At 66.0% G+C, this 24,279-nt stretch carries 23 protein-coding genes and 2 tRNA genes; 5 read left to right on the top strand and 20 right to left on the bottom strand.

All coding sequences use genetic code 11. From position 1 onward, the window contains the following. Positions 1-397 precede the first annotated feature (397 nt). From ACH2CY_RS26460 to ACH2CY_RS26440, 5 genes are all read right to left on the bottom strand, one after another. Positions 398-1,216, bottom strand: coding sequence for a family 1 encapsulin nanocompartment shell protein (locus ACH2CY_RS26460; RefSeq protein WP_395022931.1), 819 nt, complete (start codon positions 1,214-1,216; stop codon positions 398-400). 2 nt (positions 1,217-1,218) lie between these two features. Next, a complete protein-coding gene (locus tag ACH2CY_RS26455; RefSeq protein WP_395022929.1) occupies positions 1,219-1,641 on the bottom strand; it encodes an encapsulin-associated ferritin-like protein in 423 nt (140 codons plus the stop codon). 102 nt (positions 1,642-1,743) lie between these two features. Continuing rightward, positions 1,744-2,442, bottom strand: a complete 699-nt coding sequence (locus ACH2CY_RS26450) for a dienelactone hydrolase family protein (RefSeq protein ID WP_395022928.1) — start codon at positions 2,440-2,442, stop codon at positions 1,744-1,746. Positions 2,443-2,589: 147 nt separating this feature from the next. Then, on the bottom strand, positions 2,590-3,003 hold the full coding sequence (locus tag ACH2CY_RS26445) for a response regulator (RefSeq protein ID WP_395022927.1): 414 nt from the start codon (positions 3,001-3,003) through the stop codon (positions 2,590-2,592). A gap of 156 nt (positions 3,004-3,159) precedes the next feature. Beyond that, the gene (locus tag ACH2CY_RS26440; RefSeq protein ID WP_395022926.1) at positions 3,160-3,555 is read right to left on the bottom strand and encodes a hypothetical protein; all 396 of its coding nucleotides are present in this window, start codon (positions 3,553-3,555) and stop codon (positions 3,160-3,162) included. A gap of 336 nt (positions 3,556-3,891) precedes the next feature. Between ACH2CY_RS26440 and ACH2CY_RS26435 the strand changes: the two genes are divergently transcribed. Further along, positions 3,892-5,598 (top strand): methyl-accepting chemotaxis protein, encoded by a 1,707-nt coding sequence (locus ACH2CY_RS26435; RefSeq protein ID WP_395022925.1) that lies wholly within the window; start codon positions 3,892-3,894, stop codon positions 5,596-5,598. 20 nt (positions 5,599-5,618) lie between these two features. Here ACH2CY_RS26435 and ACH2CY_RS26430 read toward each other — a convergent pair. From ACH2CY_RS26430 to ACH2CY_RS26420, 3 genes are all read right to left on the bottom strand, one after another. Next, positions 5,619-5,694, bottom strand: a tRNA-Arg gene (locus ACH2CY_RS26430). Between the two features lie 16 nt (positions 5,695-5,710). Beyond that, the gene (locus ACH2CY_RS26425) at positions 5,711-6,019 is read right to left on the bottom strand and encodes an ETC complex I subunit (RefSeq protein ID WP_395022923.1); all 309 of its coding nucleotides are present in this window, start codon (positions 6,017-6,019) and stop codon (positions 5,711-5,713) included. Positions 6,020-6,056: 37 nt separating this feature from the next. Then, a tRNA-Pro gene (locus tag ACH2CY_RS26420) sits at positions 6,057-6,133 on the bottom strand. A gap of 125 nt (positions 6,134-6,258) precedes the next feature. On the opposite strand from ACH2CY_RS26420, the gene ACH2CY_RS26415 reads away from it, so the two are divergent. Next, a complete protein-coding gene (locus tag ACH2CY_RS26415; protein ID WP_395022921.1) occupies positions 6,259-7,197 on the top strand; it encodes a tetratricopeptide repeat protein in 939 nt (312 codons plus the stop codon). Here ACH2CY_RS26415 and ACH2CY_RS26410 read toward each other — a convergent pair. Beyond that, positions 7,194-10,181, bottom strand: coding sequence for an EAL domain-containing protein (locus ACH2CY_RS26410; RefSeq protein WP_395022919.1), 2,988 nt, complete (start codon positions 10,179-10,181; stop codon positions 7,194-7,196). The genes ACH2CY_RS26415 and ACH2CY_RS26410 overlap by 4 nt on opposite strands. Before the next feature lie 258 nt (positions 10,182-10,439). Here ACH2CY_RS26410 and ACH2CY_RS26405 point away from each other — a divergent pair, with 258 nt between their 5' ends. The 3 genes from ACH2CY_RS26405 (at position 10,440) to ACH2CY_RS26395 (ending at position 13,725) form a co-directional block, all read left to right on the top strand. Further along, positions 10,440-10,922, top strand: a complete 483-nt coding sequence (locus ACH2CY_RS26405) for a MarR family winged helix-turn-helix transcriptional regulator (protein WP_395022917.1) — start codon at positions 10,440-10,442, stop codon at positions 10,920-10,922. Continuing rightward, a complete protein-coding gene (locus tag ACH2CY_RS26400; RefSeq protein ID WP_395022915.1) occupies positions 10,915-12,078 on the top strand; it encodes an HlyD family secretion protein in 1,164 nt (387 codons plus the stop codon). The genes ACH2CY_RS26405 and ACH2CY_RS26400 overlap by 8 nt, the downstream gene beginning before the upstream one ends. Positions 12,079-12,192: 114 nt before the next feature. Continuing rightward, the gene (locus ACH2CY_RS26395; protein ID WP_395022914.1) at positions 12,193-13,725 is read left to right on the top strand and encodes a DHA2 family efflux MFS transporter permease subunit; all 1,533 of its coding nucleotides are present in this window, start codon (positions 12,193-12,195) and stop codon (positions 13,723-13,725) included. On the opposite strand, the gene paoC is transcribed toward ACH2CY_RS26395, so the two are convergent. The 11 genes from paoC to ACH2CY_RS26340 form a co-directional block, all read right to left on the bottom strand. Beyond that, positions 13,722-15,932, bottom strand: coding sequence for an aldehyde oxidoreductase molybdenum-binding subunit PaoC (gene paoC, locus ACH2CY_RS26390; protein WP_395022913.1), 2,211 nt, complete (start codon positions 15,930-15,932; stop codon positions 13,722-13,724). The genes ACH2CY_RS26395 and paoC overlap by 4 nt on opposite strands. 4 nt (positions 15,933-15,936) lie before the next feature. Beyond that, positions 15,937-16,887, bottom strand: a complete 951-nt coding sequence (locus ACH2CY_RS26385; protein WP_395022912.1) for an FAD binding domain-containing protein — start codon at positions 16,885-16,887, stop codon at positions 15,937-15,939. Further along, the gene (gene paoA / locus ACH2CY_RS26380; protein ID WP_395022910.1) at positions 16,884-17,522 is read right to left on the bottom strand and encodes an aldehyde dehydrogenase iron-sulfur subunit PaoA; all 639 of its coding nucleotides are present in this window, start codon (positions 17,520-17,522) and stop codon (positions 16,884-16,886) included. Before paoA ends, ACH2CY_RS26385 begins: the two co-directional genes overlap by 4 nt. A gap of 168 nt (positions 17,523-17,690) precedes the next feature. Continuing rightward, complete coding sequence (gene gcvA, locus ACH2CY_RS26375; protein ID WP_395022909.1) at positions 17,691-18,662, bottom strand: transcriptional regulator GcvA; 972 nt, start codon at positions 18,660-18,662, stop codon at positions 17,691-17,693. 336 nt (positions 18,663-18,998) lie between these two features. Further along, positions 18,999-19,988: a dihydroxyacetone kinase subunit DhaK gene (gene dhaK / locus ACH2CY_RS26370; RefSeq protein ID WP_395022908.1), complete on the bottom strand. Its 990-nt coding sequence runs from the start codon at positions 19,986-19,988 to the stop codon at positions 18,999-19,001. A 13-nt stretch (positions 19,989-20,001) separates the two neighbouring features. Continuing rightward, entirely contained in the window at positions 20,002-20,418 is a 417-nt protein-coding gene (locus tag ACH2CY_RS26365; RefSeq protein ID WP_395022907.1) for a hypothetical protein, read from the bottom strand. Beyond that, positions 20,418-22,010: a phosphoenolpyruvate--protein phosphotransferase gene (gene ptsP, locus ACH2CY_RS26360; protein ID WP_395022906.1), complete on the bottom strand. Its 1,593-nt coding sequence runs from the start codon at positions 22,008-22,010 to the stop codon at positions 20,418-20,420. Before ptsP ends, ACH2CY_RS26365 begins: the two co-directional genes overlap by 1 nt. Continuing rightward, the gene (locus tag ACH2CY_RS26355; protein WP_395022904.1) at positions 22,003-22,323 is read right to left on the bottom strand and encodes an HPr family phosphocarrier protein; all 321 of its coding nucleotides are present in this window, start codon (positions 22,321-22,323) and stop codon (positions 22,003-22,005) included. Before ACH2CY_RS26355 ends, ptsP begins: the two co-directional genes overlap by 8 nt. After that, complete coding sequence (gene dhaM / locus ACH2CY_RS26350) at positions 22,320-22,712, bottom strand: dihydroxyacetone kinase phosphoryl donor subunit DhaM (RefSeq protein WP_395022903.1); 393 nt, start codon at positions 22,710-22,712, stop codon at positions 22,320-22,322. Before dhaM ends, ACH2CY_RS26355 begins: the two co-directional genes overlap by 4 nt. Continuing rightward, positions 22,709-23,332 (bottom strand): dihydroxyacetone kinase subunit DhaL, encoded by a 624-nt coding sequence (gene dhaL, locus ACH2CY_RS26345; protein WP_395022901.1) that lies wholly within the window; start codon positions 23,330-23,332, stop codon positions 22,709-22,711. Before dhaL ends, dhaM begins: the two co-directional genes overlap by 4 nt. Next, the gene (locus tag ACH2CY_RS26340) at positions 23,329-24,174 is read right to left on the bottom strand and encodes a sugar phosphate isomerase/epimerase family protein (RefSeq protein ID WP_395022899.1); all 846 of its coding nucleotides are present in this window, start codon (positions 24,172-24,174) and stop codon (positions 23,329-23,331) included. The genes dhaL and ACH2CY_RS26340 overlap by 4 nt, the downstream gene beginning before the upstream one ends. Positions 24,175-24,279 lie beyond the last annotated feature (105 nt).

Here is a 24,279-nt window from a genome sequence, read left to right as displayed (position 1 = left end):
CAAAAGCCAGTGGTAAACTCGTGATCGTCGCAGCTTGCTGTGGCATGGGGGTGCTCCTCTTGTGTGCTTGGCAGTTCACATCTGGAGTACCCCTTCCTTGCCCTGACACAAAATCTCTTACGTCACCTGCAATGCAAGCTGAGAGACGCGCAGCGACGGTCATGGTATAATCGTTGCGCTGTTTGAAATCGTGAATGCGGCACCGAACATCGTGCCCGCGGGATGCTCACCCCGTGGGGCGAAGCCGGAACCTTTACCAACCTTTACGCCAGCGGGATAAGGTCTCCAGCCTCTCAAATGGAAAAATCGTTCACCGGCAAAGGCCTGGCGTAGCTTTCTACCCCTTCCAACCGGCGGGGTCGTAAAGGTTCGCGCGGGGTCTCGCCGAGGGGCGGCGCTACTTCTTCTTGCCGTCGCTATAGGCCAGCCGCACCGCGGCCTGCGGCGACAGCACCTGGAAGGTGAAGCTCTCTTCCAGATAGAGCGTCACGGTCTTCGCGGTATGGTCGAGATAGCCGATCGAGAAATCCTCGCCGACCGTGATCTTGAAATCGTCGCCGCGCATCGAGAGCACCACCGCGCCATCCACGGCCGGCGCATAGACGATCGGCCCGTCGATCAGCCGGCGTACATGCTGAATGACCGGATAGCCGTTCTTCGTGCTGTCAGTGAGACCGGTATAGCATTGCGGCCCGAGCGCAATCGCATAAGGACCGTCGACGCCGGCATTCCTGAGCCGGGTGATCGCCTGCGCGACCGCGACCGGGTAGTCCTCGTAATTGTGGGTGATCGCGATCGACCCACCGGGCGCCGCCTCGCAGATGCCGGCGATCTTGCCCGCGGCATAGCCGTGGAACACCGCTCCATCCTCGGCGAGCGCAATCTGTCGCGCCGCGGCGATCACCGGATCGAGATCCGGATTGTCGGCGCCGCGATCCACCGCATCCAGCTCTTCGCGTGAGAGCTCGAACACGGCGCGCAGCTCGGTCAGCGGCTGCACCCGGCGGACTGCGGCGGTGACGCCCTCGCGCGGCGCCGGCTCGGCCGGTTTCACCCGGCCGGTCGAGACCGCGGACTTCTGCCAGCCCTTGGGCCCTTCGAAATCGACCAGCTTGCGCGCGGCCAGGGTGGTCTTCAGCGTTTGCTTGGCTTCCTCGTCGATCTGGGTCCAGGCTTCGGCGGAGATCGGCGCGAGATGGCGATGCAGATGGCTCATGTTCAGGCTCCCGTGACGACCAGGCTGCCGGTGCCACGCAGGCTGCCGATGCCGAGCGATGAGTCGGCCGGCGCGCCTCCACCACCGCTTGCCTCCGCTTCCTCATCGCCTTCGCCCCCGCCGTGTTCCGCGGCGACTTCGATGTCCAGGATCGAGCCTTCGGTGAAGAGATAGGTCCTGAGATGCTCATCAAGCTTGGGATCGCCGCGGCGCAACCATTCGAGCACCATCGCCGCGTGTTCCTTCTCCTCGTCGCGGTTATGCGCCAGGATCGCCGCGAGTTCCGGGTCGGTCGCGGCCTCGAAGCGCTGGTTGTACCAGTCGGCGGCTTCGAGCTCTTCTTGCAGCGAGACGTAGGCGCGGTGCTGGTCGATCGTTTTCGGGCTCAGATTTTCTTCGTGCAGCGAAGCGCTGGAACTGGCCATGGTGCTTCCCTCTGGGTGATCGCCTGGAGTGATTCTAACGACGGGCGGTGCCGGGATGGAATCAACCCAGGGGGAAGACGCGAGTTCCGCTAACCCAATGGGTTATCCAAGGGCCTTCTTGAACAAGGCCTTGCTGCGCGCCTCGGCGGTCATCGCCGAGGCCTTGTCATAATGGTCGCCGCCGGTCCGGGCGAAGGCATGGTCCTGGCCGTGATAGACATAGATCTCGATCTCCGGCCGCGGCGCGAAATGCGCCTTGATCCGCTCGATCGCTTCCTTGGGGACGAACTGGTCCTTATCGGCGAAGTGCATCACCATCGGGCATTTGATGTTCTGCGATTCATCGAGGTTCTGCTCGATGCCGACGCCGTAGTAACAGACCGCGGCATCGACCTTCACCCGGCACGCCGTGAGGTAAGCGAGCTTGCCGCCGAGACAGAAGCCGAGCGTGCCCACCTTGCCGGTGCTCTCCGGGCGCGTCCGCAGCGCTTGCGCCGCGACGCCGATATCCTCGATGCCCTTGTCGACGTTGAAGCGCTTGAAGAAGTCGAAGGCGCGCTCCCATTCCTTTGGCGAGTAGCCCATATCGACGTTGGGCTCCATGCGCCAGAACAAGTCGGGCGCCAGCACGGTATAGCCTTCAGCCGCATACTGATCGGCCACCTCGCGGACATAGGCGTTGATGCCGAAGATCTCCTGGCAGAGCACGATGCCCGGGCCTTTGCCGGAGGCGGCCGGCGCCAGGTAGGCGCGGAAGGTGCCGCCGTCCTTTGCGGTCAAGGAGATGTACTTGCCGGCCATGTCGCCTCCTCATTGTGCAGCTGGATCGGCGCGCGGGATGAGCGCGCCACGGCGACATGCTACAGCAGCCGCCGCAGCGAGCGCAAAGCGCCGGGTTTTTGTGAGATTTTTCGACGCTCTAGCCCACGCCGGTTCTGATGGTCCGGCTCAGCGATCGGTCTTTTGCCCGGACAGGACGCGCTCGATCGTCTCTATCAGCGAGGCATTGGAGAAGGGCTTGTCGATCACGGCGACCGCGCCGAGATGCGTGGCGACCGAGAGGTTGTCATAGCCGCCGACCCGGCCGCCGCCCGACATCGCCACCACCGGCACGTTCAGATTGTGCTGGCGCAGGGCGTTGATCAGCTCGAACCCATCGGCGTCGGGCATGTAGATGTCGGTCAGCACCAGGTCCGGCTGCTGCTCCGACACTGCGGCGATGGCCGCTGCGGCGTTGGCCGCCATGATCACGGTGTAGTCGTAGGCCTCCAGCAGGACGCGCAGGGACTGCAGGAGATCCGGGTCATCATCAACGACCAAAACAGTGGCTTCCGGCTTCTCCACGTCAGGCAATCCCGTCACCCTGCATGCATCCAGCCACCCACCGACCAATGGTTGCTGTGTTATCCTGCGGGAACCTTGATACAGATCAACCGAACATTCAAGCGAGAGCGGGCCGCCGCGACCTTTGAGATCGCAGGGCCCGCTCCGCCTCGGGAATGAAATGCTATTGATATATCAGGTGGATTCGCCTTCCAGCAGATCGGCGACGCCTTTCGGGTCGGCGCGGCCGGACGCGACCAGGCAGCCCTGGTTGAAGAAGGCCACCAGCACGTAGGACGCCGGCTGGCCGGTCTCCACGACTTTCGCGCCGAGCACGATCACATGATCGGCCGACAAATGGGTCTTCGGCGGCTCTGCGTTCACCCGCTCGACCACCTGCTTGGCTTCCATCCCGTCGATATTCGCCAGGACCTTGATCGCGACACCGGTGGACTTGTCGCGCACCACAGTCGCCCAATCCTGAGCGCTGATGCATTTGCCACCTTCACCCTCGGGCGGTGCGGCAAGGGCGCCGGTTCCGATCATCAGGCCGAATAAGGCCGAGCCCGCGGCCAGGAGCGCGCGTTTCATCTGAACCTCCAAAGTCCCAGTGAGCTGGCCGGTCCGACCGCTCCAGCGGTTCAGGCGGCGCCATCGGTCATGGGAAAGAAACCGGTGATCCGGCGGCGTGATCCATGGGACCCCTCAAAATGGAGCCGCTCCGAACCGTATTGGCCGCCAGCGCGGGTGTGGGAACGCCCCGGGCGCTGCGCTGTTGGGAATCCCCTTCCGCGGCACTGCCGGGTTTTTCCTCTCAAGATTTCACTTCAAATCCCCCGGAAAACCGCCTGAATTTCATCAAATGTTAGGAAGCTGTCCCCAATATTAATGCCCGTTACATCGATCGGACGGCTTCTGGAGGCGGCGATGCGGGCGTTTTCGAACTGGAAGATCCTGTTCAAGCTGCTCACCCTGGTCGGCGCCATGTCGATGGTGATCGCCATCGTCGCGATGGTCGGCGTGCACGGCGTGACCGAGCTCGATCACGAGGCCGAGGACGTCGCCGGCAGCGGCCTCGATTCAGCGCTCGGCGAGCGCATCCATCAGGACGTGCTCGGCCTCAACCGCGCCGAGTTCCGCCTCGCCGCCGATCCCTCTGCCGCCAGCCTCGCCGCCGCACTCGAGGAGATTGAACGCCGTCGCACCGGCCTCGCCGACAAGCTGGCGCAGGCCGGCAAGCAGGCCGATCCGCAACAGACGGCCAAGCTCGCCGAAGTCGCGAAGGCGCTGGAGGCTTATCTGCCCGAGCTCGACGAGACCGTCGCACGCGCCAAGGCGCTGGGTGACAAGGTCGAGGCGAACGAGGCGCGGCAAAAGATCATCGACGCCGCGGTGCAGAGCCGCGCGGAAGCCGATGCCCTGGGCGACGCGGTCGAAGACTACGCCGCCCTCTCGCAGCAGGAGATGAACCAGGAGGTCGAGGAAGCGCTGGCCACCGGCAGCCGGCTGAAGCTCATCATGATCGGCACGGCGATCATCGGCGTTTTGGGCGGGCTGGGGCTCGGCTACCTGATGGCATCCTATGCGATCGCCCGCCCGGTCGCCGCCTCGGTGGCGCGGCTGCGGCTGCTCTCCGAAGGCGACACCGATACCCCGATCGCCGGCACCGAGCGCAAGGACGAGATCGGCCAGATCGCGGCGACCATGCAGGTCTTCCGCGAGAACCTGATCCGCAACCGCGAAATGCAGGCGCGCGAGATGGCGGAGGCGGAGACCCGCGCCCGCCGTGCCCGGGCGATCGAGACTCTGACCGAGAACTTCGACCGCGCCGCCAGCGTCGTCCTCAAGACAGTGGCAGCTGCGGCGACCGAACTGCAGGCGACCGCCACGACCATGACCGCGACCGCCGAGGAGACCGCACGCCAGGCGACGGTGGTTTCCGGTGCGGCCGAGGAAACCACCGCCAATGTTCAGACCGTCGCCACGGCGACCGAGGAGCTCTCCGCCTCGATCCACGAGATCAGCAACCAGGTGACGGAATCGACCCGCATCGTCGGCCAGGCGGTGGTCGAGGCCGAGGAGACCAACGGCAAGGTGCAGAGTCTCGCGGATGCGGCGCAGAAGATCGGCGACGTCGTGCGCATCATCAACGAGATCGCCGGTCAGACCAACCTGCTCGCCTTGAACGCCACGATCGAGGCGGCCCGCGCGGGTGAGGCCGGCAAGGGCTTCGCCGTGGTCGCCTCGGAGGTGAAGACGCTTGCCACCCAGACCGCGCGCGCGACCGACGAGATCACCGGCCAGGTGAAGGCGATCCAGGATGCGACCGCGGGCTCCGCGGAAGCGATCCGCGGCATCGGCACGACCATCCATCGCGTCAACGAGATCTCGACCGCGATCGCTTCGGCGGTCGAGGAGCAAGGTGCGGCGACCCAGGAAATCTCCCGCAGCGTCCAGCAGGCGGCGCAAGGCACCCAGGAAGTCTCGGCCAACATCGGGAGCGTCAGCACCGCTGCGCAGGATACCGGTAGCGCCGCGGCGCAGGTGCTGGAAGCTTCGAGCGAGCTTGCGAAGCAGGCCGAAGTGATGCGCGAAGAGGTCGAGCGCTACATCGCCGGCGTGCGCGCGGCGTGACCGGCCCCGGCGCGCCGGATTGGCGACCCCGGCTGGACTTGAACCAGCGACCTACCGCTTAGAAGGCGGTTGCTCTATCCGCTGAGCTACGGGGCCGTGCTGAGGCTTGTGGTCAATGCGTCCAGTTGCCGATCCGGTCGAAGCGGAAGTTGTCGGCATAGGCCTTGGGCTGGACCTTTCTGACCGCGGGCTCCTCGACAATGTAGGGAATGCCTTCGCGCTCGGCATAGGCGACCGCCTCTTCCCGGGTCTCGAAGGTGAGGCGCAGTTGCCGGCGGGTGTCGTCGGAGCTGGTCCAGCCCATCAGCGGGTCGGCCTCGCGGCGCGAGGAGGGTGCGAACTCCAACACCCACTTCTGCTGCGCACCCGCGCGTCCCGATTGCATCGCATTCTTGGTCGGTTTGAAAATTCGCGCCTGCATCTTCCGATTCCGCTTTCTCGCCGTTTGCTTTTGCCGCTGGTCGGGGTGACTGGATTCGAACCAGCGACACCCTGCTCCCAAAGCAGGTACTCTACCGGGCTGAGCTACACCCCGAAACCCGCGGCAACCGCGCGGAAACTAAAGGAAAGCCCCGGTTTTCGCAACCGCGGCTATGGCGCTTTCCGAGTCTCTCGATTAGGCTGGCGGCTACAACTGCAGGCGGCATTTCGGGGGTTTGATTGCGTTTGAAATTCTGTGCGGCGGCGCTGGTGGCCGCGTTTCTCGGCTGCAGCGACTGGGCCTTGGCCGCCCCGCGGGACCTCCAGGCCTGCTACGACGCCAATGATGCGCAGGACTGGGCGCGGGCGATCAAGCTCTGCAGCCATGCCGCGCAGTCCGGCGGCCTTTCCGATGTCGATGCCGCAAGGGCCTACAACGACCTCGGCATGGCCTACCACGCCCAAGGCGACTACGACCAGGCAATCGCCAGCTTCGATCAGGCCATCAAGCTCCGGCCCGACTATTCGCAAGCCTTCTATGATCGTGCCATGAGCCTGGAGTCCAAGGATGCCTACGAACAGGCGATCGCGGACTACAGCAAGCGGATCGAGCTCAAGCCGCAGGATGCGACCGCCTACTACAACCGCGGCAGCGACCGCATGCTGGTCGGCCAATACGCGGAAGCCGTCTACGACTTCGACCAGGCCGCGCAGATCGACGCCGACTACACCGAGCTTGCCGCCTGGAACAAGGGCATCATCCAGTACTATCTCGGCCAATACCCGGAGGCGGTGACGTCGATCAAGCAATACCTGGCGGTGAAGCCGCGCTACACCTTCGGCGGGCTCTGGCTCTACCTGGCCGAAACCGGCGCCGGGCGTGCGGCGAAACCCAACCTGATCGCCCGCTTCGGCGGCGCGGATCTCAGCGAATGGCCCGGTCCGATCGTCTCGCTCTATATGGGCGTCGCCACGGCCGACGAGGTCCGCGCCGCGGCCAAGCAAGGCGATCCGGATTATCGCGACGACCAGGCCTGCCAGGCCGCCTTCTACATCGGCGCGCTGGCGCTCGTCTCCGGCCAGATCGAGGACGGCCGCCGCGATCTCAACGAAGCCGCAACCACCTGCCCGAAGAGCTTCTTCGAGCGCGGCGCCGCGCAGGTGATGCTGGATCGTTAGTGCAGCCGGCGCGAGGCGGTGTGGGTCGCCCGGATCGGCGTTTGCGGCTGCGGCCGTGCCGGCTGGCCGGCCATGGCGGCGAAGTCCTCGATCGGCATCGGCTTGCCATACAGATAGCCTTGCACCACCTCGGCCCCGGCATCGCGCAGGAACTCGGCCTGCTGCGGGGTCTCGACGCCTTCGGCGATGATCGCCATGCCCAGGCTGTGGGCCATCGCGATCGCGGCCCGGACCACGGCCTGCGGGCCCTCGCCGCTCTCGAGGTCGATCACGAAGCTGCGGTCGATCTTGAGATAATCCACCGGAAAGCGGCGCAACTGCGCCAGCGATGAATAACCGGTGCCGAAATCGTCGATCGCCAGCTTGCATCCCAATGTCGCCAGTGAGCGCGTGGTTTCGCTCGCCCGCTCCGGCTCCAGGGCCAGCATCGATTCCGTCAACTCCAGTTCCAGGCGCTCCGGCGCGAAGCCCGTCACGTCGAGCGCGCCGCGGATCGACTCCACGAACTCGTCTTCTGCGAACTGGCCGAAGGAAAGATTGACCGAAAGCGTGAGATTCTTCTCGACATAACCCGGAATGGCCGCGGAGAAATCCATGATCGCGCGGTGCAGGATGTAGAGGCCGAGTTCGCCGATCAGGCCGGTCTCCTCGGCGATCGCGATGAACTGCAGCGGCGAAACCATGCCGAGCTCCGGATGCTTCCAGCGCGCCAGCGCCTCGCAGCCGATGACCGTCTCGGTCTTCAAGTCAACCAGCGGCTGGTAGACCAGGAAGATCTGCCCCTCGCGCATCGCCGCCGGCAAGGCGGAGGCGAGCTTGGCGCGGGTCTGCGCCGCTTCCTGGAGCGCCGGCGTGAAGTAGCGGACGCTGCCGCGCATCTCGGTCTTGGCCCTGCGCATCGCCAGTTCCGCCTTGGTCAGGAGTTCATCCGCCGTCCCCTGATCGGCCGGGAAGACGCTGATACCGATGCTGGCGCCCAGCCGCACCTCGACCGGACTGGCCTCCATCCCGCTGTTGAGCGCGGCGGAAAGCCGGCGCGCCAGATTGGCCGCGTCGTCGGCGCTCTTCGCCATCCGCTGCAGCACCACGAACTCGTCTCCGCCGCAGCGCGCCACATTGTCGGTTGGCCGCAGGCAATCGTTCAGGATGACGGCGATGCGCTGCAGCACCTCGTCGGCCGACTGGCGACCGACCCGGTCGTTCACCACCTTGAAATGATCGAGCCCGACATAGATCAAGGCGAAGCCCGGACCACCGCGCTCCTGCTCGGCGATCGCGCGGTCGATCACGTCGACCATGCTGGCGCGGTTGAGCAGGCCGGTCAGCTCGTCATGCTGGCGGAGATAGACCAGCCGGCTCTCGACCGACTTGCGCTCGGTGATGTCCTCGGAAATGGAGATGTATTTCTCAATCTGGCCGCCGGCGCCCAGGACCGGCGTGATGACCTGCTCGACTGTGACCAGGCTGCCGTCCTTGCGGCGGTTGACGAACTCGGCGGTGAAGGAACGCCCGTCCTTGATCGTCTCCCAGAGTCGCCGATAGAAGGAATCCTCGTGCTCGCCCGAGCGCAGCAGGCGCAGGTCGTGCCCCATCATCTCCTCGAGCGCGTAGCCGGTGATCCGCTCGAAGGCCGGATTGGCCCATTCGACAAGGCCTTCCGGATCGGTGATGACGATGCCGTTGACCGCGCTCTGCAGCACGCGCGACTGGATCTCGAGCTTGCGTGCCTGCCGGATTCTCTGCACCAGCCGCCAGGCTTCGATGCCGATGACCTGCAGGCTCGCCGCATCCTCGGCGTCATAAGCGCCCGATCGGCCGGCGACGCTCAGGCGCGCGACGATCCTGCCGCCGTCGCGGATCTCGCCATCGAGCTTCAGCTCGCCGGCGCGCCGCGGATGTTCGCCAGGTCCGAAGCGATAGGTGGCCTCTATCGCGCCTTTGTCGTCGAGCACATAGAACACCCCGCGCGGGCTGTCGGTGATCCCCGCCGCATGCTCGGCCGCGCAGGCGAACAGCGCGGATTCCGATCCTTTGTCGCCCAGCGCCACCAGGTCGAGCTGGGCCTGGCTGCGGCGGTTGTTGCGCTCCAGCGCCAGCTCGGAGTTCTTGAGCTCGGTCACGTCGAGATGCGAGCCGATGATCTGGCGCGGCATGCCGGTCATCGGATCGACCTCGGTCACCTCGGCGATCGCCGAGACCCAGAACCAGCCGCCGCGGCCGTTGTCGAGCCGGTGCTCCATGCGATAGCGCCCGAGCCGGCCGCCGATGAAATCCTGCATCGCGCGCAAGGTCGCCTCGCGCTCGGCCGGATGGATGCGCTCGGCCCAGAGATCCAGGCTCTCGGTGTAGGAGACCGGCCCGATCCCGAGCTGCCAGGCGTAGATGTCGTTGTAGCTGATGCTGCGCTTCTGGACGTCGATCTCGAACAGGCCGAGCCTTGCGGTGCGCGTCACCAGGGCGAGGCGCGCCTCGCTTTGGCTGAGCGCGCGTTCCTTGGCGAAGAGGTCGGTCACATCGAACACGAATACATTGAGGCAGGCGCCGGCATCGGTGACCGCGCTCAGGAGATAGACCCGATCGCCGATCTCGAAGCGTCGTTCGGTGCGCCCGGTGCCGCGCATCGCGCGGACCGCTTCCTGCCACTGCGCCCAGAGTTCTGGTTCCGCGCCGATCCGCCCGAGCAGCGCATTGGCCGCGGCGTTGGCATAACGCACCTCGCCGGAAGCGGCGATGCGCAGGATCGGATGCGGGTTGTCCTCGGGAACGCCCGCGAGCTGGACCAGCTCGGCATGATGCGCGGCGCGCAGCCGCGCGCGCTTGGCCAGCAGGAACAGCACCAGCGCACCGACAACGGCGCCGACCGCGAGACCACCAAGGGCGGTGCGCGCCAAGAGACCGCCCTGATCCTCGAGCGCGTGAGCAGGCGCGCCGCCCAGCACGGTCTGGGTGACGATCAGGACAATACTCGCCGCTAAAACGCGCATTCGCTTCAACAGGCGCATCCGGACGACCGGACCTCCCCTCGATCTTTGAAACGATCTTATTCCTAGATTCGCGGGACGCGCCCGAGACTCCGATCCCAACTAATCCTGATTTAGCGCCCCGAATGGCTAAGGTTCCCTTACTGCGGATGGTTAACGAACGCTTAAAATCCAAGGATCTGGCGTTCATAAGTCATTGCTTGACGACATCATAAGCATGCTTATGTTATGCATCCATATCAACCGCGCAGATTTTGCCAGATGCTTCAGATCACCTTCGGGTTTCTCCTCCACGACACCGCGCGCCTGCTGCGCCGGGACTTCGAGCGGCGCTCCAAGGGCACGGGCCTGACCCGCGCGCAATGGGCGGTGCTCGCCTATATCGCGCGCAACGAGGGCTCCAACCAGGCGGCCCTCGCCGACATGCTGGAGATCGAGCCGATCACCCTGGTGCGCCTGCTGGACAAGCTCGAGGCCGCCGGGCTGGTGGAGCGCCGCCCCGATCCCAACGACCGCCGGGTCCGCCGCCTGCACCTCACGGAAGCGACCGGGCCGCTGCTGGTCCAACTCCAAGGCCTCGCCTCCGAAACCCGGGAGTCCGCCCTGGCCGGACTGACCGACGCGGAACGCGAGCAACTGACCGACCTTCTGATGAAGGTGCGCGGCAATCTCTCCGGCCGCGAACTCAAAGCGAGCGACGAAACCATTTCAACACCGAGTGCAAGAACAGCCAACCATGCCTGATTCAGGTTCAGCCGCAGACGCCGCCGCGCCGACCAGCGGGCCGGGCACCGCGCCACAGACCCTTGCGCCCCGCGACGGGATCACCCTCGCCTTCCGCAAGCGGCGGCGCTGGCGCCGCCTGCTGCTGGCACTGGGCCCGGTCGCGGTCATCCTGGTCTCCGGTTACGTCTACCTGACCGGCGGCCGCTTCCAGGGCACCGACAACGCCTATATCAAGGCGCATATGACCTCGATCAGCCCGGAAGTCTCCGGCCGCGTGGTCGAGGTGCCGGTGCAGGAGAACCAGGTCGTCCGGCAAGGCGAGATCCTGCTGCAGATCGATCCGGAGCCGTTGAAGATCACCTTGACCGGCGCGCAGGCGGAACTTGCCGCCGCCCGCAACGACATCGAGGCGCAGAAGGCCGCCTATCGCCAGCGCCAAGCCGACCTGCAGATGGCCAACGACAATGTCGGCCTGGCCAAGCGCGAATACGCGCGCCGCGAGAAGCTGTTCAACGCCAAGACCATCTCGGAATCCGATTACGACGAGGCGCGCAACCAGTACAGCGTGGCGCAGGCCCAGGTCTCCGGCGTGAAGCAGGACATTCAGCGCATCCTTTCGGACCTCAGCGGCAATCCCGACATCGCGCCCGAGAACCATCCGCGTGTCCAGGCGGCGCAAGCCAAAGTCGACCAAGCCGAACTCGATCTCCGCCGTGCGACCGTCGTGGCGCCGAGCGACGGCATCGTCAGCCAGATCGACAATATCCGCACCGGGACCTATCTGACCGCCGGCCGTCCCGCCTTCAGCCTGGTCTCGGACCACGATCTCTGGATCGACGCCAACCTGAAGGAAACCGACCTCACTTACGTGAAGCCGGGCCAGGAGGCGCATATCAGCGTCGACACCTATCCGTCGGTCGACTTCGTGGCCGAGGTCGAGAGCGTCGGCGCCGCCACCGGCTCCGAGTTCAGCGCCCTGCCCGCGCAGAACGCGACCGGCAACTGGGTGAAGGTGGTGCAGCGCATCCCGGTGCGCCTCAAGCTAGAGCCGAAGCCCGACCAGCCGCAGCTTCGCGCCGGCATGAGCGTCGAGGTCGAGATCGACACCGGCCATACCCGCTCGCTGCCCAGCCTGATCCATTCCGCCATGGCCTGGATCGACGGAGAGAAGTGACGACCAACTTAGGTCGTCATGGTACGCGAAGGCGTACCATCCACGAGTTTGCATCCCTCGCACGGTAGAAACTCGTGGATCCTCCGCCTTCGCGGAGGATGACGAGGAAGAAAGATGACAGCTAAGCCCACGGCCTCGCCGTTCCTGATCACCTGCTCGATCATGCTGGCGACGATCATGCAGGCGCTGGACACCACCATCGCCAACGTCGCCCTGCCGCATATGCAAGGCTCGCTCTCGGCGACCCAGGACCAGGTCGCCTGGGTGCTGACTTCCTACATCGTCGCCGCCGCCATCATGACGCCGCCGACCGGCTTCCTCTCGGCCAAGCTCGGCCGCAAGCGGCTGTTCGTCTGGTCGGTGGTCGGCTTCACCATCGCCTCCATGCTCTGCGGCATCGCCGCGACACTGGAGCAGATGGTGCTGTTCCGCCTGCTGCAGGGCGTGTTCGGCGCCGCGCTGGTACCGCTCTCGCAGTCGGTCCTGCTCGACACCTACCCCAAGGAGAAGCACGGCGCCGCCATGGCGATGTGGGGCGTCGGCGTGATGGTCGGCCCGATCCTCGGCCCCACCCTCGGCGGCTACCTCACCGAATACTATAACTGGCGTTGGGTGTTCTTCATCAACCTGCCCTTCGGCATCCTGGCCTTGATGGGCATCCTCGCCTTCGTGCCCGAGACCGAGAAGGAGAAGGACAAGCCGATCGACTTCTTCGGCTTCGCGCTGCTCGGCCTCGCCATCGGGTCACTGCAGATGATGCTGGACCGCGGCGAGCTCCTGGACTGGTTCTCCTCCAATGAGATCATCGTCGAGACCGTGCTGGCCGGCCTCGCCTTCTACATGTTCATCGTGCATATGCTGACGCACGAGCATCCATTCATCACGCCGCGCTTGTTCAAGGACCGCAATCTGGTCACCGGGCTCTGCTTCATCTTCCTGATCGGTATCGTGCTCTTGGCGACCATGGCGCTGCTGCCGCCCTTCCTGCAGAACCTCAAAGGCTATCCGGTCATCACCGTCGGCTTCGTGTTGGCGCCGCGCGGCATCGGCACCATGATCGCGATGATGCTGGTGGGCAAGCTGGTTGGAAAGGTGGACACCCGCCTGCTGATCCTGACCGGCCTGCTGCTGACCGCCTATTCGCTCTGGCAGATGGTCGGCTTCAACCTCGACACCAGCCAGGCCGACATCGTCGAGAGCGGCATCATCCAGGGCTTCGGCCTCGGCTTCATCTTCGTGCCACTGAGCACGATCACCTTCTCCACCCTCGACCCGAAGCTCCGGACCGAAGCCGCGGGCCTGTTCAGCCTGCTGCGCAACATCGGCTCGTCGATCGGCATCTCGGTGGTGATGGCGCTGCTCTCGCAGAACACCCAGATCAACCACGCCGACATCGCCGAGCATGCCTCGCCCTACAAGCCGATGATGCAGGACGGCTTCCTGCCCCCGGCCTGGTCGCTGGATAGCGCATCCGGGCTCGCCGCCCTGAATGCCGAGGTCACGCGTCAGGCGGCGACCATCGCCTATCTCAACGACTTCCAGTTCATGATGTGGGTCACTCTGGCCGCCGTGCCGCTGCTGATCTTCCTCCGCCGGCCCGCGAAGCCCAGCGGCGCACCGCCCGCGGCGGCTGCGGTGGTGGACTAGGCGACCTCCGGCATCCGCTCGATCATCTTGTCCAGGGTGATCGGATAGTCCCGCACGCGAATACCGGTCGCGTTATAGACCGCGTTGGCAACCGCCGCCGCGACGCCGCAGATGCCGAGTTCCGCGACGCCCTTGGCCTTCATCGGCGAGGAGATCGGGTCGGCTTCGGGTAGGAAGAAGGCTTCCTGATGCGGGATATCGGCGTGGACCGGCACCTCGTAGCTGGCGAGGTCGTGGTTCACGAAGAAGCCGCGCTTCTTGTCGATCACCAGCCCCTCCATCAGCGCCGCGCCGGCGCCCATGGTCATGGCGCCGATGATCTGGCTGCGCGCCGCCTTCGGGTTGAGGATGCGTCCGGCGGCGCAGACCGCCAGCATCCGTCGCACCCGGACTTCCGCCGTATAGGCATCGACGCCGACCTCGACGAAATGCGCGCCGAAGGTCGATTGCTGGTATTTCTCAGCGAGGTCGCCGAACTCGATCGCGTCTTCACCGACCAGTTCATCGCCCGCCGCCGCTTCCAGCAAGGGAACACTGCGGTTGCCGGCCTGCACCGCGCCATCGGCGAACAGCAGCTCCTCTTCCGCGTTGAAGCCTAGATTCTGGGCCACGGCCTGCCGGAGCTTCACGCAGGCGGCATAGACGCCGGAGGTGGAGTTGTTGGCGCCCCACTGCCCGCCCGAGCCGCAGGAGACCGGAAAGCGCGAGTCACCCAGCTTCACCTTCACCCGTTCCAGGGGCACGCCCATCATCTCGGCTGCGGTCTGCGCGATGATCGTGTAGCTGCCGGTGCCGATATCGGTCATGTCAGTCTCGACCGTGACGTTTCCGTCGGGATTCAAGCGCACCCGGGCCGCCGACTTGGTCACCAGGTTGTTGCGGAACGCGGCCGCGGTGCCGAGCCCGGTCAACCAGCGCCCGTCGCGCATTTGCCCAGGTGTCGTCGCGCGCTGCATCCAACCGAAGCGGTCCGCACCTTGCCGGAAGCACTCGACCAGCTGGCGCTGCGAGAAGGGACGTTTCGGGTCCTCCGGGTCGACCTGGGTGTCGTTGCGGATGCGGAACTCGACCGGATCGAGCTTCAGCTTCTCCGCCATCTCGTCGATGGCGATCTCCAGCGCCATCATGCCGGAGGCCTCGCCGGGAGCCCGCATCGCATTGCCCTCGGCGAGATCGAGTTCGGCCAGGCGCATCGCGGTCATCCGGTTGGCGCCGGCATAAAGCAGCCGGGTCTGGCTGACCGCGGTCTCCGCCTCGCCGCCCGGGAGATTGCCCGACCAGCTCTCATGCGCGATGGCGGTGATCTTGCCGTCGCTGTCGGCGCCGATGCGGATGCGTTGGATCGTCGCCGGCCGATGCGTGGTGTTGTTCATCATCTGCGGCCGGGTCAGCGCGACCTTCACCGGCCGGCCGGCCGCCTTCGCACCCAATGCCGCCAGCAAGGCATCGGCCCGCAGGAACAGCTTGCCGCCGAACCCGCCACCGATGAAGGGCGAGGCGATTTGCACATTCTCCTTCGGGATGCCGAGCGTCTTCGCCACGTCGCCGACGGTCCAGGCGATCATCTGGTTCGAGGTCCAGATCGTGAGCTTCTCGCCTTTCCATTCGGCGATCGAGGCATGCGGCTCCATCATCGCATGGGTCTGGTCCGGCGTGGTGTAGGTCTGGTCGAGCTGCACCGCCGCGGCGGCAAAGGCGCCGGCGAAATCGCCCACGGCAGTGTCGGCCGGGCCGCCGAAGCTCGGCTTCGGCTTCTTCGCGGCATCCTTGGCCGCGGAAAGGTCAAAGGAGCCGTCGCCTTCCACGTAGTCGATCCGCACCAGTGCAGCGGCGGACCGCGCCTGTTCGAAGGTCTCGGCCACCACCACCGCCACGGCCTGGTGATAGTGCTCGATCTCGGGGCCAGCCAGCAGCTTCGCCGTGTTCTTGTCGCCCTTGCCGAGCTTGCCGGCATTCTCCGCCGTGACGATGGCCAGCACGCCCGGCGCCGCCTTCGCCTTGCCAAGATCCATCGCGGCGATGCGTCCCTTGGCAATCGCGGCGCCGATCACGCAGCCATAGGCCGGATTGCGAACGACGTCGTGCCGCTCATAGGCATAGGGTGCGCGGCCCGTGGTCTTGAAGCGGCCATCGATGCGGTCGGTGGGCTTGCCGATGACCTTGAGCTGGTCGATCGGATTGCTGCCGGCTGGCTTGTCGAATTTCATGACTTCACCCTCTCGCTTCGGCCAGCACGGCGCTCAAGCTGCGCTCAGCCAGGACCAGCTTGAATGCGTTCTCCCGGGTCGGCTTGGCGTCCGCGAAGAGGCCGGCGGCAACCGCCTTGCCGCCCTTCGGCAGCTCCGCTTCGGCCGCCTCGACCCGCCACGGCTTAGGCGCCACGCCACCCAAGGCGACGCGGCCCGTCCCGTCCGGCTGCACGATCGCCGCAACCGAAACCAGGGCGAAGGCATAGGAGGCACGGTCGCGCACCTTGCGATAGATGTGCTTGCCGCCGCGCGGCTTGGGCAAGGTGACCGCGGTGATCAACTCGCCAGGCTCCAGCACCGTCTCGATATGCGGCGTGTCGCCGGGGAGCTTGTAAAAATCGGCGATCGGGATGCCGCGCGTGCGCCCGTTCGGTTTCACGGTCTCGACCGTGGCATCGAGCACCCGCATCGCCACCGCCATGTCGCTCGGATGGGTCGCTATACAGGCATCGCTGCCGCCCACCACCGCGAGCTGGCGACTGAACCCGCCGAGCGCCGCGCAGCCGCTGCCGGGTGCGCGTTTGTTGCAGGGCATGTTGGTGTCGTAGAAATAGGGACAGCGGGTCCGTTGCAGCAGATTGCCGGCCGTGGTCGCCTTGTTGCGCAGCTGGCCCGAAGCGCCGGCGACCAAGGCGCGCGACAGCACGGCATAGTCGCGCCGCACCCGTGGGTCGGCGGCAAGATCGGTGTTGCGCACCAGCGCGCCGATCCGCAAGCCGCCCTCCTCCGTCTCCTCGATCGCGTCGAGGGCGAGGCCGTTCACGTCGATCAGATGCGCCGGCGCCTCGATCTGCAGCTTCATCAGGTCGAGCAGGTTGGTGCCGCCGGCGATGAACTTGGCGCCCGCGACCCGGGCCGCCGCCGCGGCGGCATCGGCCGGCGCGGACGCGCGCTCGTAGGTGAAGGGCTTCATGCCGGCCTCCGGGCGACTTCGACGATCGCCTCAACGATGTTGGAATAGGCGCCGCAACGGCAGATGTTGCCGCTCATCCGCTCCCGGAGCTCGGTCTCGTTGAGCGCGACCGGTGCGGTGAGGTCGGCGGTTACGTGGCTCGGGATGCCGGCTTTGAGCTCGTCGAGCACCGCCACCGCGGAGCAGATCTGGCCGGGGGTGCAGTAGCCGCATTGATAGCCGTCATGCTTCACGAAGGCGGCTTGCATCGGGTGCAGATTGTCCGGATTTCCCAGCCCTTCGACGGTGGTGATGGATTGGCCTTCATGCATGACCGCCAGCGTGAGGCAGGCATTGATCCGGCGACCTTCGACGATGACCGTGCAGGCGCCGCACTGGCCATGATCGCAGCCCTTCTTGGTGCCGGTGAGCTGCAGGTGCTCGCGCAGTGCGTCGAGCAGGCTGGTCCTGGTTTCGAGCTCGAGCGCGTGCTCGGCGCCGTTCACGGTGAGGGTGACTTTCTGCGTCACGGGCGTCTCTGCCGGATCCGCTGCTGCGGCGTCGGCGCGAATGGGCACCGCGGTGACCGCGGTCGACGCGGCGGCCGCGATCATCGCCTCCCGCCGCGTTATTCCGAATTGGCTGGGGTCCTGCATGGCGCATTCCCTTGCTGGATTTATGGAAGACAAGAAGACGCGAGCGCGTCGCGCGGACCCGCGAATCCGCGTGTCGTCCACAAAGCAATGCAGGTTCACCCGAGGAGTTGCGCGCCCCTTGCAGCGCGCTTCGTCAATCTCGCCGAAGTTTGGAAAGGGCAGCTCCGGCTACGCCGCGGCCTCCGCCTGCAGCAGGCGCGTTCCATGGGGCGCAACCGTGGAACCCAAGCCCGCACCGCCGAGCTCTTCGAACAGCCAGGCGCGGAAGGCCTTCACCGCGGCGCGCTCGGCCTTGGTGGCGGGATAGACCAGGTAATAGGCGAAGGCTTCGCTGAGTTCGGCGCTGGCCAGCCGCACCAGGCGGCCGGCGGCGAAGTCGCCGTCGACCAGGGCCGCCGGCGCCAGCGCGACACCCAAGCCGGCCGCCGCCGCTTCGATCGCCAGCACTGTCTGGTTGAAGCGCGGGCCCTTGCGCCAGTCCACATCGTCGATGGCGGCGGCGCGAAGCCACATCTTCCAGCCGGGCAGCGCCTCGTTCTGGTCGGCGCTGTCGTCGTGCAGCAGATTCACGCTGTTGAGGAAATCGGCGCTCACCTTGTTCCTCTGCCCTTGCAACAGCTCGGGGCTGCAGACCGGGAAGACCATCTCGCGCATCAGCAATTCGGTCTCGAGATCCGGGTAGCCGCCGCGGCCGTAGCGGATGCCGAGATCGGCATCGCGCTCGAAATCGGCGAGCTCGACCGTCGCCTTGATGCTGACCTCGATGTCGGGATTGGCGGAGAGGAAGCGGTTCAGCCGCGGCAGCAGCCACTTGGCCGCGAAGGACGGCGCCGCCGAGACGGTCAGCACCGCGCCCTCCTCCGCCTCGTTCAGCGCGGCGAAAGTGGTACGCAATTTCTCGAAGGCCGCGTTCACGTCCGGCAGCACCCGCGATCCGGCGGTGGTGAGCGCCAGACCCTTGGGCGTGCGCTCGAACAGCTTCAAGCCGAGTTCGTCCTCGAGCTGGCGGATCTGCAGGCTGACCGCGGAGGCGGTCACATGAAGCTCATTGGCGGCCTTGACGAAGCTGCCGTGACGCGCAGCCGCCCAGAACACCTTCAGCGCGTTCAAGGAGGGGAGACGTTGGGCTCTTGTCGCCATGAATGACCTCATCCCTGCCTGGTTATTTCACACAATGCGTTCGTTATAATTAGCCTTGTAACTCTATCAGCCTAGTCGTGATAAAGCGGATCGGTCAAGGGCAAGCTCAAGAACAGGAGAAGATGTATGCGACGCTGTGGCGGATCTACCCCGACGGGCCATCCGAGGGTGCCATAACCGCCTGATCTTTAATTGATTTTTTGTACTATCGTAAGATACGAAGATGATTCTGTCGGGGTCCTGTCGGGGTTGACCCGCAACCATCAGAGCATTGTACCTTATTTGTTCTTGCGATGCGAGCCCGCAGCGCGGCCGCGCCTCGCGTGGTGAGTCGGCCTACATCCCCCAGCGCAAGGCGGCGGTGTGGATCGGGCTGTCCCAGAGCTTGGCGAGCCTGTCATCGACCAGGGAGACGGTCAGCGAGCAGCCGGCCATCTCCAGCGACGTCACATAGGCGCCAACCAGGGTGCGGACCGGCGTCACGCCCCGCCCCGCCAGGATCCGGTTGGCGGCGTTGCACATCAGATAGAGTTCCATCGACGGCGTGCCGCCGAAGCCGTTCACCAGCAGGATCGCCTCCGAGCCGCTCTTGGGTGCCAGATCGTCGAGGATCGCCGTCATCATCTCCTGGGCGATGTCGTCGGCGCTGGCGAGTTTCACCCGCCGCCGCCCCGGCTCGCCGTGAATGCCGACGCCCATCTCCATCTCATCCTCGGCGAGGGTGAAGGTGGGCTTGCCCGCGGCCGGCACCGTGCAGCTGGTGAGCGCGACACCCATCGAGCGGGTGCGGGTGTTGACGTCCTTGCCCAAGGCCTGGGCGTCGTCGAGCGAAGCGCCCTGCTCCGCCGCGGCGCCGACGATGCGCTCGACGATCATGGTGCCGGCGACGCCGCGCCTTCCGATCGAGTAGGTCGACTTCTCGACCGCGACGTCGTCATCGACCACCACGGTCTTGACCGGCGTCTCCGCCATGTCGGCCGCCATCTCGAAATTCATCACGTCGCCTTCATAATTCTTCACGATGAAGAGCGTGCCCTTGCCGGTGTCGATGGCGCCGACCGCGGCCGCCATCTGGTCGGGCGTCGGCGAGGTGAAGACCTGGCCCGGGCAGGCGCCGTCCAGCATGCCGTGACCGACGAAGCCGGCATGCAGCGGCTCATGCCCCGATCCGCCGCCGGAGAGCAAGGCGACCTTGCCCGGCTTCAAGGTCTTGCGGCGCAGGAACAGCCGATCGGCGCCGAGGGTGACGATATCCGCATGGGCCGCGGCGAATCCGCCCAGGCTCTCCGCGAGCACGGTATCGACGCCGTTGATCAGCTTCTTCATGGCTTTTCTCCCCTCAATCTTCGGTCAGTTTTCCGATCCGCGCGGCGATGTCGGACAGCAGCCGATCGAGCGCGTGATTCTTGGCCTCGTCCTCGAGATCCGGCACATAGACGGTGACCGGGCGCAGGCGGTGGTGATCCTTTCGCTGCCGGCGCTCGACCTTGCCGGGATGGGCGCGGCCATAGGCATCGAGGAAAGCGCGCCGCTCGGTCGCGGGAAACAGGCAGATCTCGAAGATGGTCTCGAGATGCTGTGCCGGGATCGGCGTCGCATAGCTCGGGTTGGCGATCTGCGAGATAAAGCTGCGATTCTTGCCGAGCGCCACCGCCAGCCGCTGCCGCGTGCCCGAGGGCCGGTTCTCCAGCACCTTGGCCAGAATACGCTTGTATTCGGCGACCGCGTTCTCGCGCTGCTCGACCACGATTGCCATCAGAGCTCGATGCCGGCGATCGCGGCCTTCACGCGCCCAACCGCGCCCGGCGCGGCCGAAAGCTTGCGCAGCCCGCTCTTCAGGAGATGCGGGACCAGCGCCGGATCGGAGGCGGCGTCGCCGCAGAGGCTGACCTCGACACCCTGGCAGGCGCCGTGGTCGACCACCCGCTCGATCAGATGCAGCACCGCCGGATCCGCCGTGTCGGCCAGATGCGCGACCGAGCTCAAGTCGCGGGCCGCGGCCATGACGTATTGGGTAAGATCGTTGGAGCCGATCGAGAAGAAATCCGCATCGAAGCGCTCCGGCATCACCGCGACGCTCGGCACCTCGACCATGATGCCGAGCGGCGGGCGCTTGTGTGCCACACCCGCCTTGGCCAGCGCGGCGACGACCGCGTCGAGATGCCCGCGCGCCTCTTCCAGTTCCGCCGGCACGGTCACCATCGGCAGCATGATCTTGAGCTCGCCGGCGACCGCCGCGCGACAGAGCGCGCGCAGCTGGGTGCGGAACACCTCGGGTCGTTTCAAGGACAGCCGCAGGCCGCGCAGGCCGAGGAAGGGGTTGCTCTCCTCAACCGTGAGGCCCGGGATCGGCTTGTCGCCGCCGGCATCGAGCGTACGCACGATCACCGGCCGGCCCGAGGCCCAGGCCAGGATGCGCTGGTAGACCGCGACCTGCTGCGCTTCGTCCGGCAGTCCGTGGTCGGCATGGAACAGCAGCTCGGTGCGCACCAGGCCGATTCCGTCGCAGATCGCGGGATCGAGACCGTTCAAGTCCTCCGGCGAGGCGACGTTGACGAAGACCGCGACCGCGGTGCCGTCGCGGGTCACCGCCGGGCGCTTCAGGAAGTGCTGCGCCTCGGCTTCCAGCCGAGCCTCCTTGGCGATCTGGCTGCTGGCCTGTTTGCGCGATTCCACTTCCGGGTCGAGGATGATCATGCCGGCGCCTCCATCGACGATCGCCGGCGCACCGGCTTGCAGCTTCGCGGTATCAAACCCGAGGCCGACTACCATCGGCACATGCCGCGCCCGCGCCAGCATGGCGACATGGCTCGATGGGCTGCCCTTCGACAAAGCGATCGCACCGCCGCTGCGCCAGTCATGGCTCAGGAAGCGCGACGGCGTCATATCCTCGGCGGCGATCACAGCGCCCTGCGGCAAGGCCTGGACCTGAGCGCCGGAGAGATGCTGCAGCACCCGGTCGCGGATATCCACCAGGTCGCTGGCCCGCGCCCGGAAATACTCGTCGTCGGCCGCGGCATAGTCGGCGATCTGCGCATCCAGCGCCTGGCGCCAGGCAAGATCCGCCGAGGCGCCACCCGCGATCTCGGCTCGGGCCGGCGCGGTGAGCGCTTCATCCTCCAGCATCGCGACCTGGAAGGTCAGAATCTCCGCCGCCTCGCCTTCGGTCTGGGCGATCAGTTCCGCCAATTCGAGCTTCGCGACTTCGATCGCGCCGTCCAGCGCGCCGGCCTCTTCCGCCGCGGTGCCGATGCCGCGCACCCGGTGGATCGCCGCCTGCAAGACAAAGAGCGTGCCGATCGCCACACCCGGAGACGCCGTCCGCCCGGTGCAGCGGATCTCAGCCATGGGCTGCCTTTTCTCCATCGGATCCCTCGTCGAAATCGCGATCGACCAAGGCGACGATCGCCGTCACCGCTTCCTCTGCCTTGTCGCCGCTGGCGCGGATATGCAGCGTGACGTCCTTCGGCACCTTCATCGCCATCACCCTCACCACGCTCTTGGCGTCGATCCAGGGCCCCTCGGGCTTCGCCGCGATTTCGATCTTCGCCGCGAAGGTCTTGGCCAGCATGGTGAGCTTCAAGGTCGGCCGCGCATGCAGGCCGGCCGAATGCGTGAGCAGCGTGCTTCCGGTTGCCTCGCTCCCGTTGGATTCAATCATTGCGGCGACAGCTCCTCGGCGGTCTTCTTCACGAGGTCGAGCGACGCGCCGCTGGCGGCTTCGGCCGCGGCGATCACCGCGCCCTCGACGATCGGCGCGTTGCAGATCACGACCTTCGACTGTTTCTCGGCATCCAGCATTTCCACCGCCATCTCGCTGTTGGTCTCGGCGCCGCCGAGATCGACCAGGATCGCAACGCCGGATTCCGACCAGGCCTGGTCGATCGCCGCGATGATCGAGGGCACGCTGGTGCCCAGGCCGCCGTCGGGATTGCCGCCGGTCCAGGCGACCGGCACCGCCGCGCCCACCATCTGCCGCACCATGTCGGCGGCACCCTCCGCAACCTTTGGCGAATGGGAAACGATGACGATGCCGACATTGCTGCTCATTTTGTCTCCAGGAAATCGACGACGGCGGCGATCATCAGCGCCGAGGAACAGGCGCCGGGATCCATATGTCCGATCGAACGGTCGCCGAGGAAAGAGGCGCGGCCGCGGATCGCCTTCATGGGGACGGTCGCCTCGGCCGCTTCGGTCGCGACGCGCTTCAACCGGTCGCCGAGCTGCGGGTCGGCCGCAGCGCCGGCCAGCGCATCGCTGACCGGCCCCAGCACGTCGAGCATGGTCTTCTGGCCGCGATCGGATTTGCCGCGCGCCTTCACCGCTTCGAAGGCGGCGGCGAAAGCCTTGGCGAAATCGGCCAGGCCCGGCGCCGCCGGCAGCTCCTTGCCGATGGTGAGGAAGAGCGTGCCGTAAAGCGGGCCGGAGGCGCCGCCCACCTTCATCACCAGATGGGTTCCGATCGCCTTGATCGCATCGGGGAGCGGCTTGCGCGCGAGACCGTCAAGATCGGCCAGCACCGCCTCGAAGCCGCGCTTCATGTTGAGGCCGTGGTCGCCGTCGCCGATCGCCTGGTCGAGCGCGGTCAGCCGGTCGGCCTCGGCGATCACGGTCCTGGCCAGGGTCTCGATCAGGCCTTTCAACTGCTCGGGTGTCATGCCCATGGTCATGCCTTGGCCCAGCCGTCGCGGATCACGGTGAAGCCTTCCTGATAGACCTGCTTCGGATCCGGGAAGAAATCGCGCCAGACCTTGGTCGCGGCGGCCAGCTCGACCAGGCCGCGCCCGAAGGCTTCGATGGTGAGCCAGCCGTCATACTTCACGGCCTTCAGCGCCTTGAAGGTGGCGGCGAAGTCGATATGGCCGCGCCCCGGCGTGCCGCGGTCGTTCTCCGAGATGTGGACATGGCCGATCGCCTTGGCGTGTTTCGCGATGGCGCCGATCGGGTCCTTCTCCTCGATGTTGCAATGGAAGGTGTCGTACATGCCCTGGATGAAGGGGTGCCCGACCCGCTCCACATGGGCCTGCAGGTCCGCCATCGTGTTGGCGAAATAGCATTCGAAACGGTTGAGCGCCTCGAGGTTGACGACGACGCCGACCGATTTCGCGTGGTCGCCGACCGCCCGGCAGAACTCGACGCAGCGCTTCTTCTCGTCCTCGGTCGGACCGCTGCCGCTGAAATGACCCAGCACCGAATGCATCGGGCCGACGACCCGCGTGGCGCCGAGCGCCGCACAACCGTCGAGCACGCCTTTCATGAAATCGACCGCCTTGGCGCGGGTCGCCGCATCGGCGAGGGGATTGACCTCGGTGCTGGTCAGCGCGGAAACCGCAGTCCGCTCCAGGCCCATGTCCGAGAGACGTTGGCCCAGCATTTTGAACTGCGCGGGATCGCCGCCGAACACCGGCACTTCGACGCCGTCATAGCCGGTCTTCTTCAGGTCCTCGAGGATCGGCATATGCTTGTCCTCGACATTGATGGTCCAGAGCAGAAGGTTGAAACCGATCTTCATGAGCTCACGCGCTCCCCTGCGCTGATTTTTGTTTAGTAAACACCAAATCACTAAACACCGCAAGCGCGCAAAATCCGCCCGCTATTTCGCAGTCGCAGCAATTTT

Origin of the sequence: Dongia sp. (assembly GCF_041905885.1) — a bacterium.
Classification (GTDB): domain Bacteria; phylum Pseudomonadota; class Alphaproteobacteria; order Dongiales; family Dongiaceae; genus Dongia.
This window is presented reverse-complemented; position numbering and strand designations above follow the sequence as displayed.

Coding starts and splice junctions, on each gene's coding strand:
- paoC (WP_395022913.1), bottom strand. CDS start 15,932: ATGAAATTCGACAAGCCAGCCGGCAGCAATCCGATCGACCAGCTCAAG.
- ACH2CY_RS26385 (WP_395022912.1), bottom strand. CDS start 16,887: ATGAAGCCCTTCACCTACGAGCGCGCGTCCGCGCCGGCCGATGCCGCC.
- gcvA (WP_395022909.1), bottom strand. CDS start 18,662: ATGGCGACAAGAGCCCAACGTCTCCCCTCCTTGAACGCGCTGAAGGTG.
- ACH2CY_RS26355 (WP_395022904.1), bottom strand. CDS start 22,323: ATGATTGAATCCAACGGGAGCGAGGCAACCGGAAGCACGCTGCTCACG.
- ACH2CY_RS26340 (WP_395022899.1), bottom strand. CDS start 24,174: ATGAAGATCGGTTTCAACCTTCTGCTCTGGACCATCAATGTCGAGGAC.
- ACH2CY_RS26400 (WP_395022915.1), top strand. CDS start 10,915: ATGCCTGATTCAGGTTCAGCCGCAGACGCCGCCGCGCCGACCAGCGGG.
- ACH2CY_RS26435 (WP_395022925.1), top strand. CDS start 3,892: ATGCGGGCGTTTTCGAACTGGAAGATCCTGTTCAAGCTGCTCACCCTG.
- ACH2CY_RS26450 (WP_395022928.1), bottom strand. CDS start 2,442: ATGGCCGGCAAGTACATCTCCTTGACCGCAAAGGACGGCGGCACCTTC.
- ACH2CY_RS26365 (WP_395022907.1), bottom strand. CDS start 20,418: ATGGCAATCGTGGTCGAGCAGCGCGAGAACGCGGTCGCCGAATACAAG.
- ACH2CY_RS26455 (WP_395022929.1), bottom strand. CDS start 1,641: ATGGCCAGTTCCAGCGCTTCGCTGCACGAAGAAAATCTGAGCCCGAAA.
- ACH2CY_RS26440 (WP_395022926.1), bottom strand. CDS start 3,555: ATGAAACGCGCGCTCCTGGCCGCGGGCTCGGCCTTATTCGGCCTGATG.
- paoA (WP_395022910.1), bottom strand. CDS start 17,522: ATGCAGGACCCCAGCCAATTCGGAATAACGCGGCGGGAGGCGATGATC.
- ACH2CY_RS26405 (WP_395022917.1), top strand. CDS start 10,440: ATGCTTCAGATCACCTTCGGGTTTCTCCTCCACGACACCGCGCGCCTG.
- dhaL (WP_395022901.1), bottom strand. CDS start 23,332: ATGACCATGGGCATGACACCCGAGCAGTTGAAAGGCCTGATCGAGACC.
- ACH2CY_RS26460 (WP_395022931.1), bottom strand. CDS start 1,216: ATGAGCCATCTGCATCGCCATCTCGCGCCGATCTCCGCCGAAGCCTGG.
- ACH2CY_RS26395 (WP_395022914.1), top strand. CDS start 12,193: ATGACAGCTAAGCCCACGGCCTCGCCGTTCCTGATCACCTGCTCGATC.
- ACH2CY_RS26410 (WP_395022919.1), bottom strand. CDS start 10,181: ATGCGCGTTTTAGCGGCGAGTATTGTCCTGATCGTCACCCAGACCGTG.
- ptsP (WP_395022906.1), bottom strand. CDS start 22,010: ATGGCTGAGATCCGCTGCACCGGGCGGACGGCGTCTCCGGGTGTGGCG.
- ACH2CY_RS26425 (WP_395022923.1), bottom strand. CDS start 6,019: ATGCAGGCGCGAATTTTCAAACCGACCAAGAATGCGATGCAATCGGGA.
- dhaK (WP_395022908.1), bottom strand. CDS start 19,988: ATGAAGAAGCTGATCAACGGCGTCGATACCGTGCTCGCGGAGAGCCTG.
- dhaM (WP_395022903.1), bottom strand. CDS start 22,712: ATGAGCAGCAATGTCGGCATCGTCATCGTTTCCCATTCGCCAAAGGTT.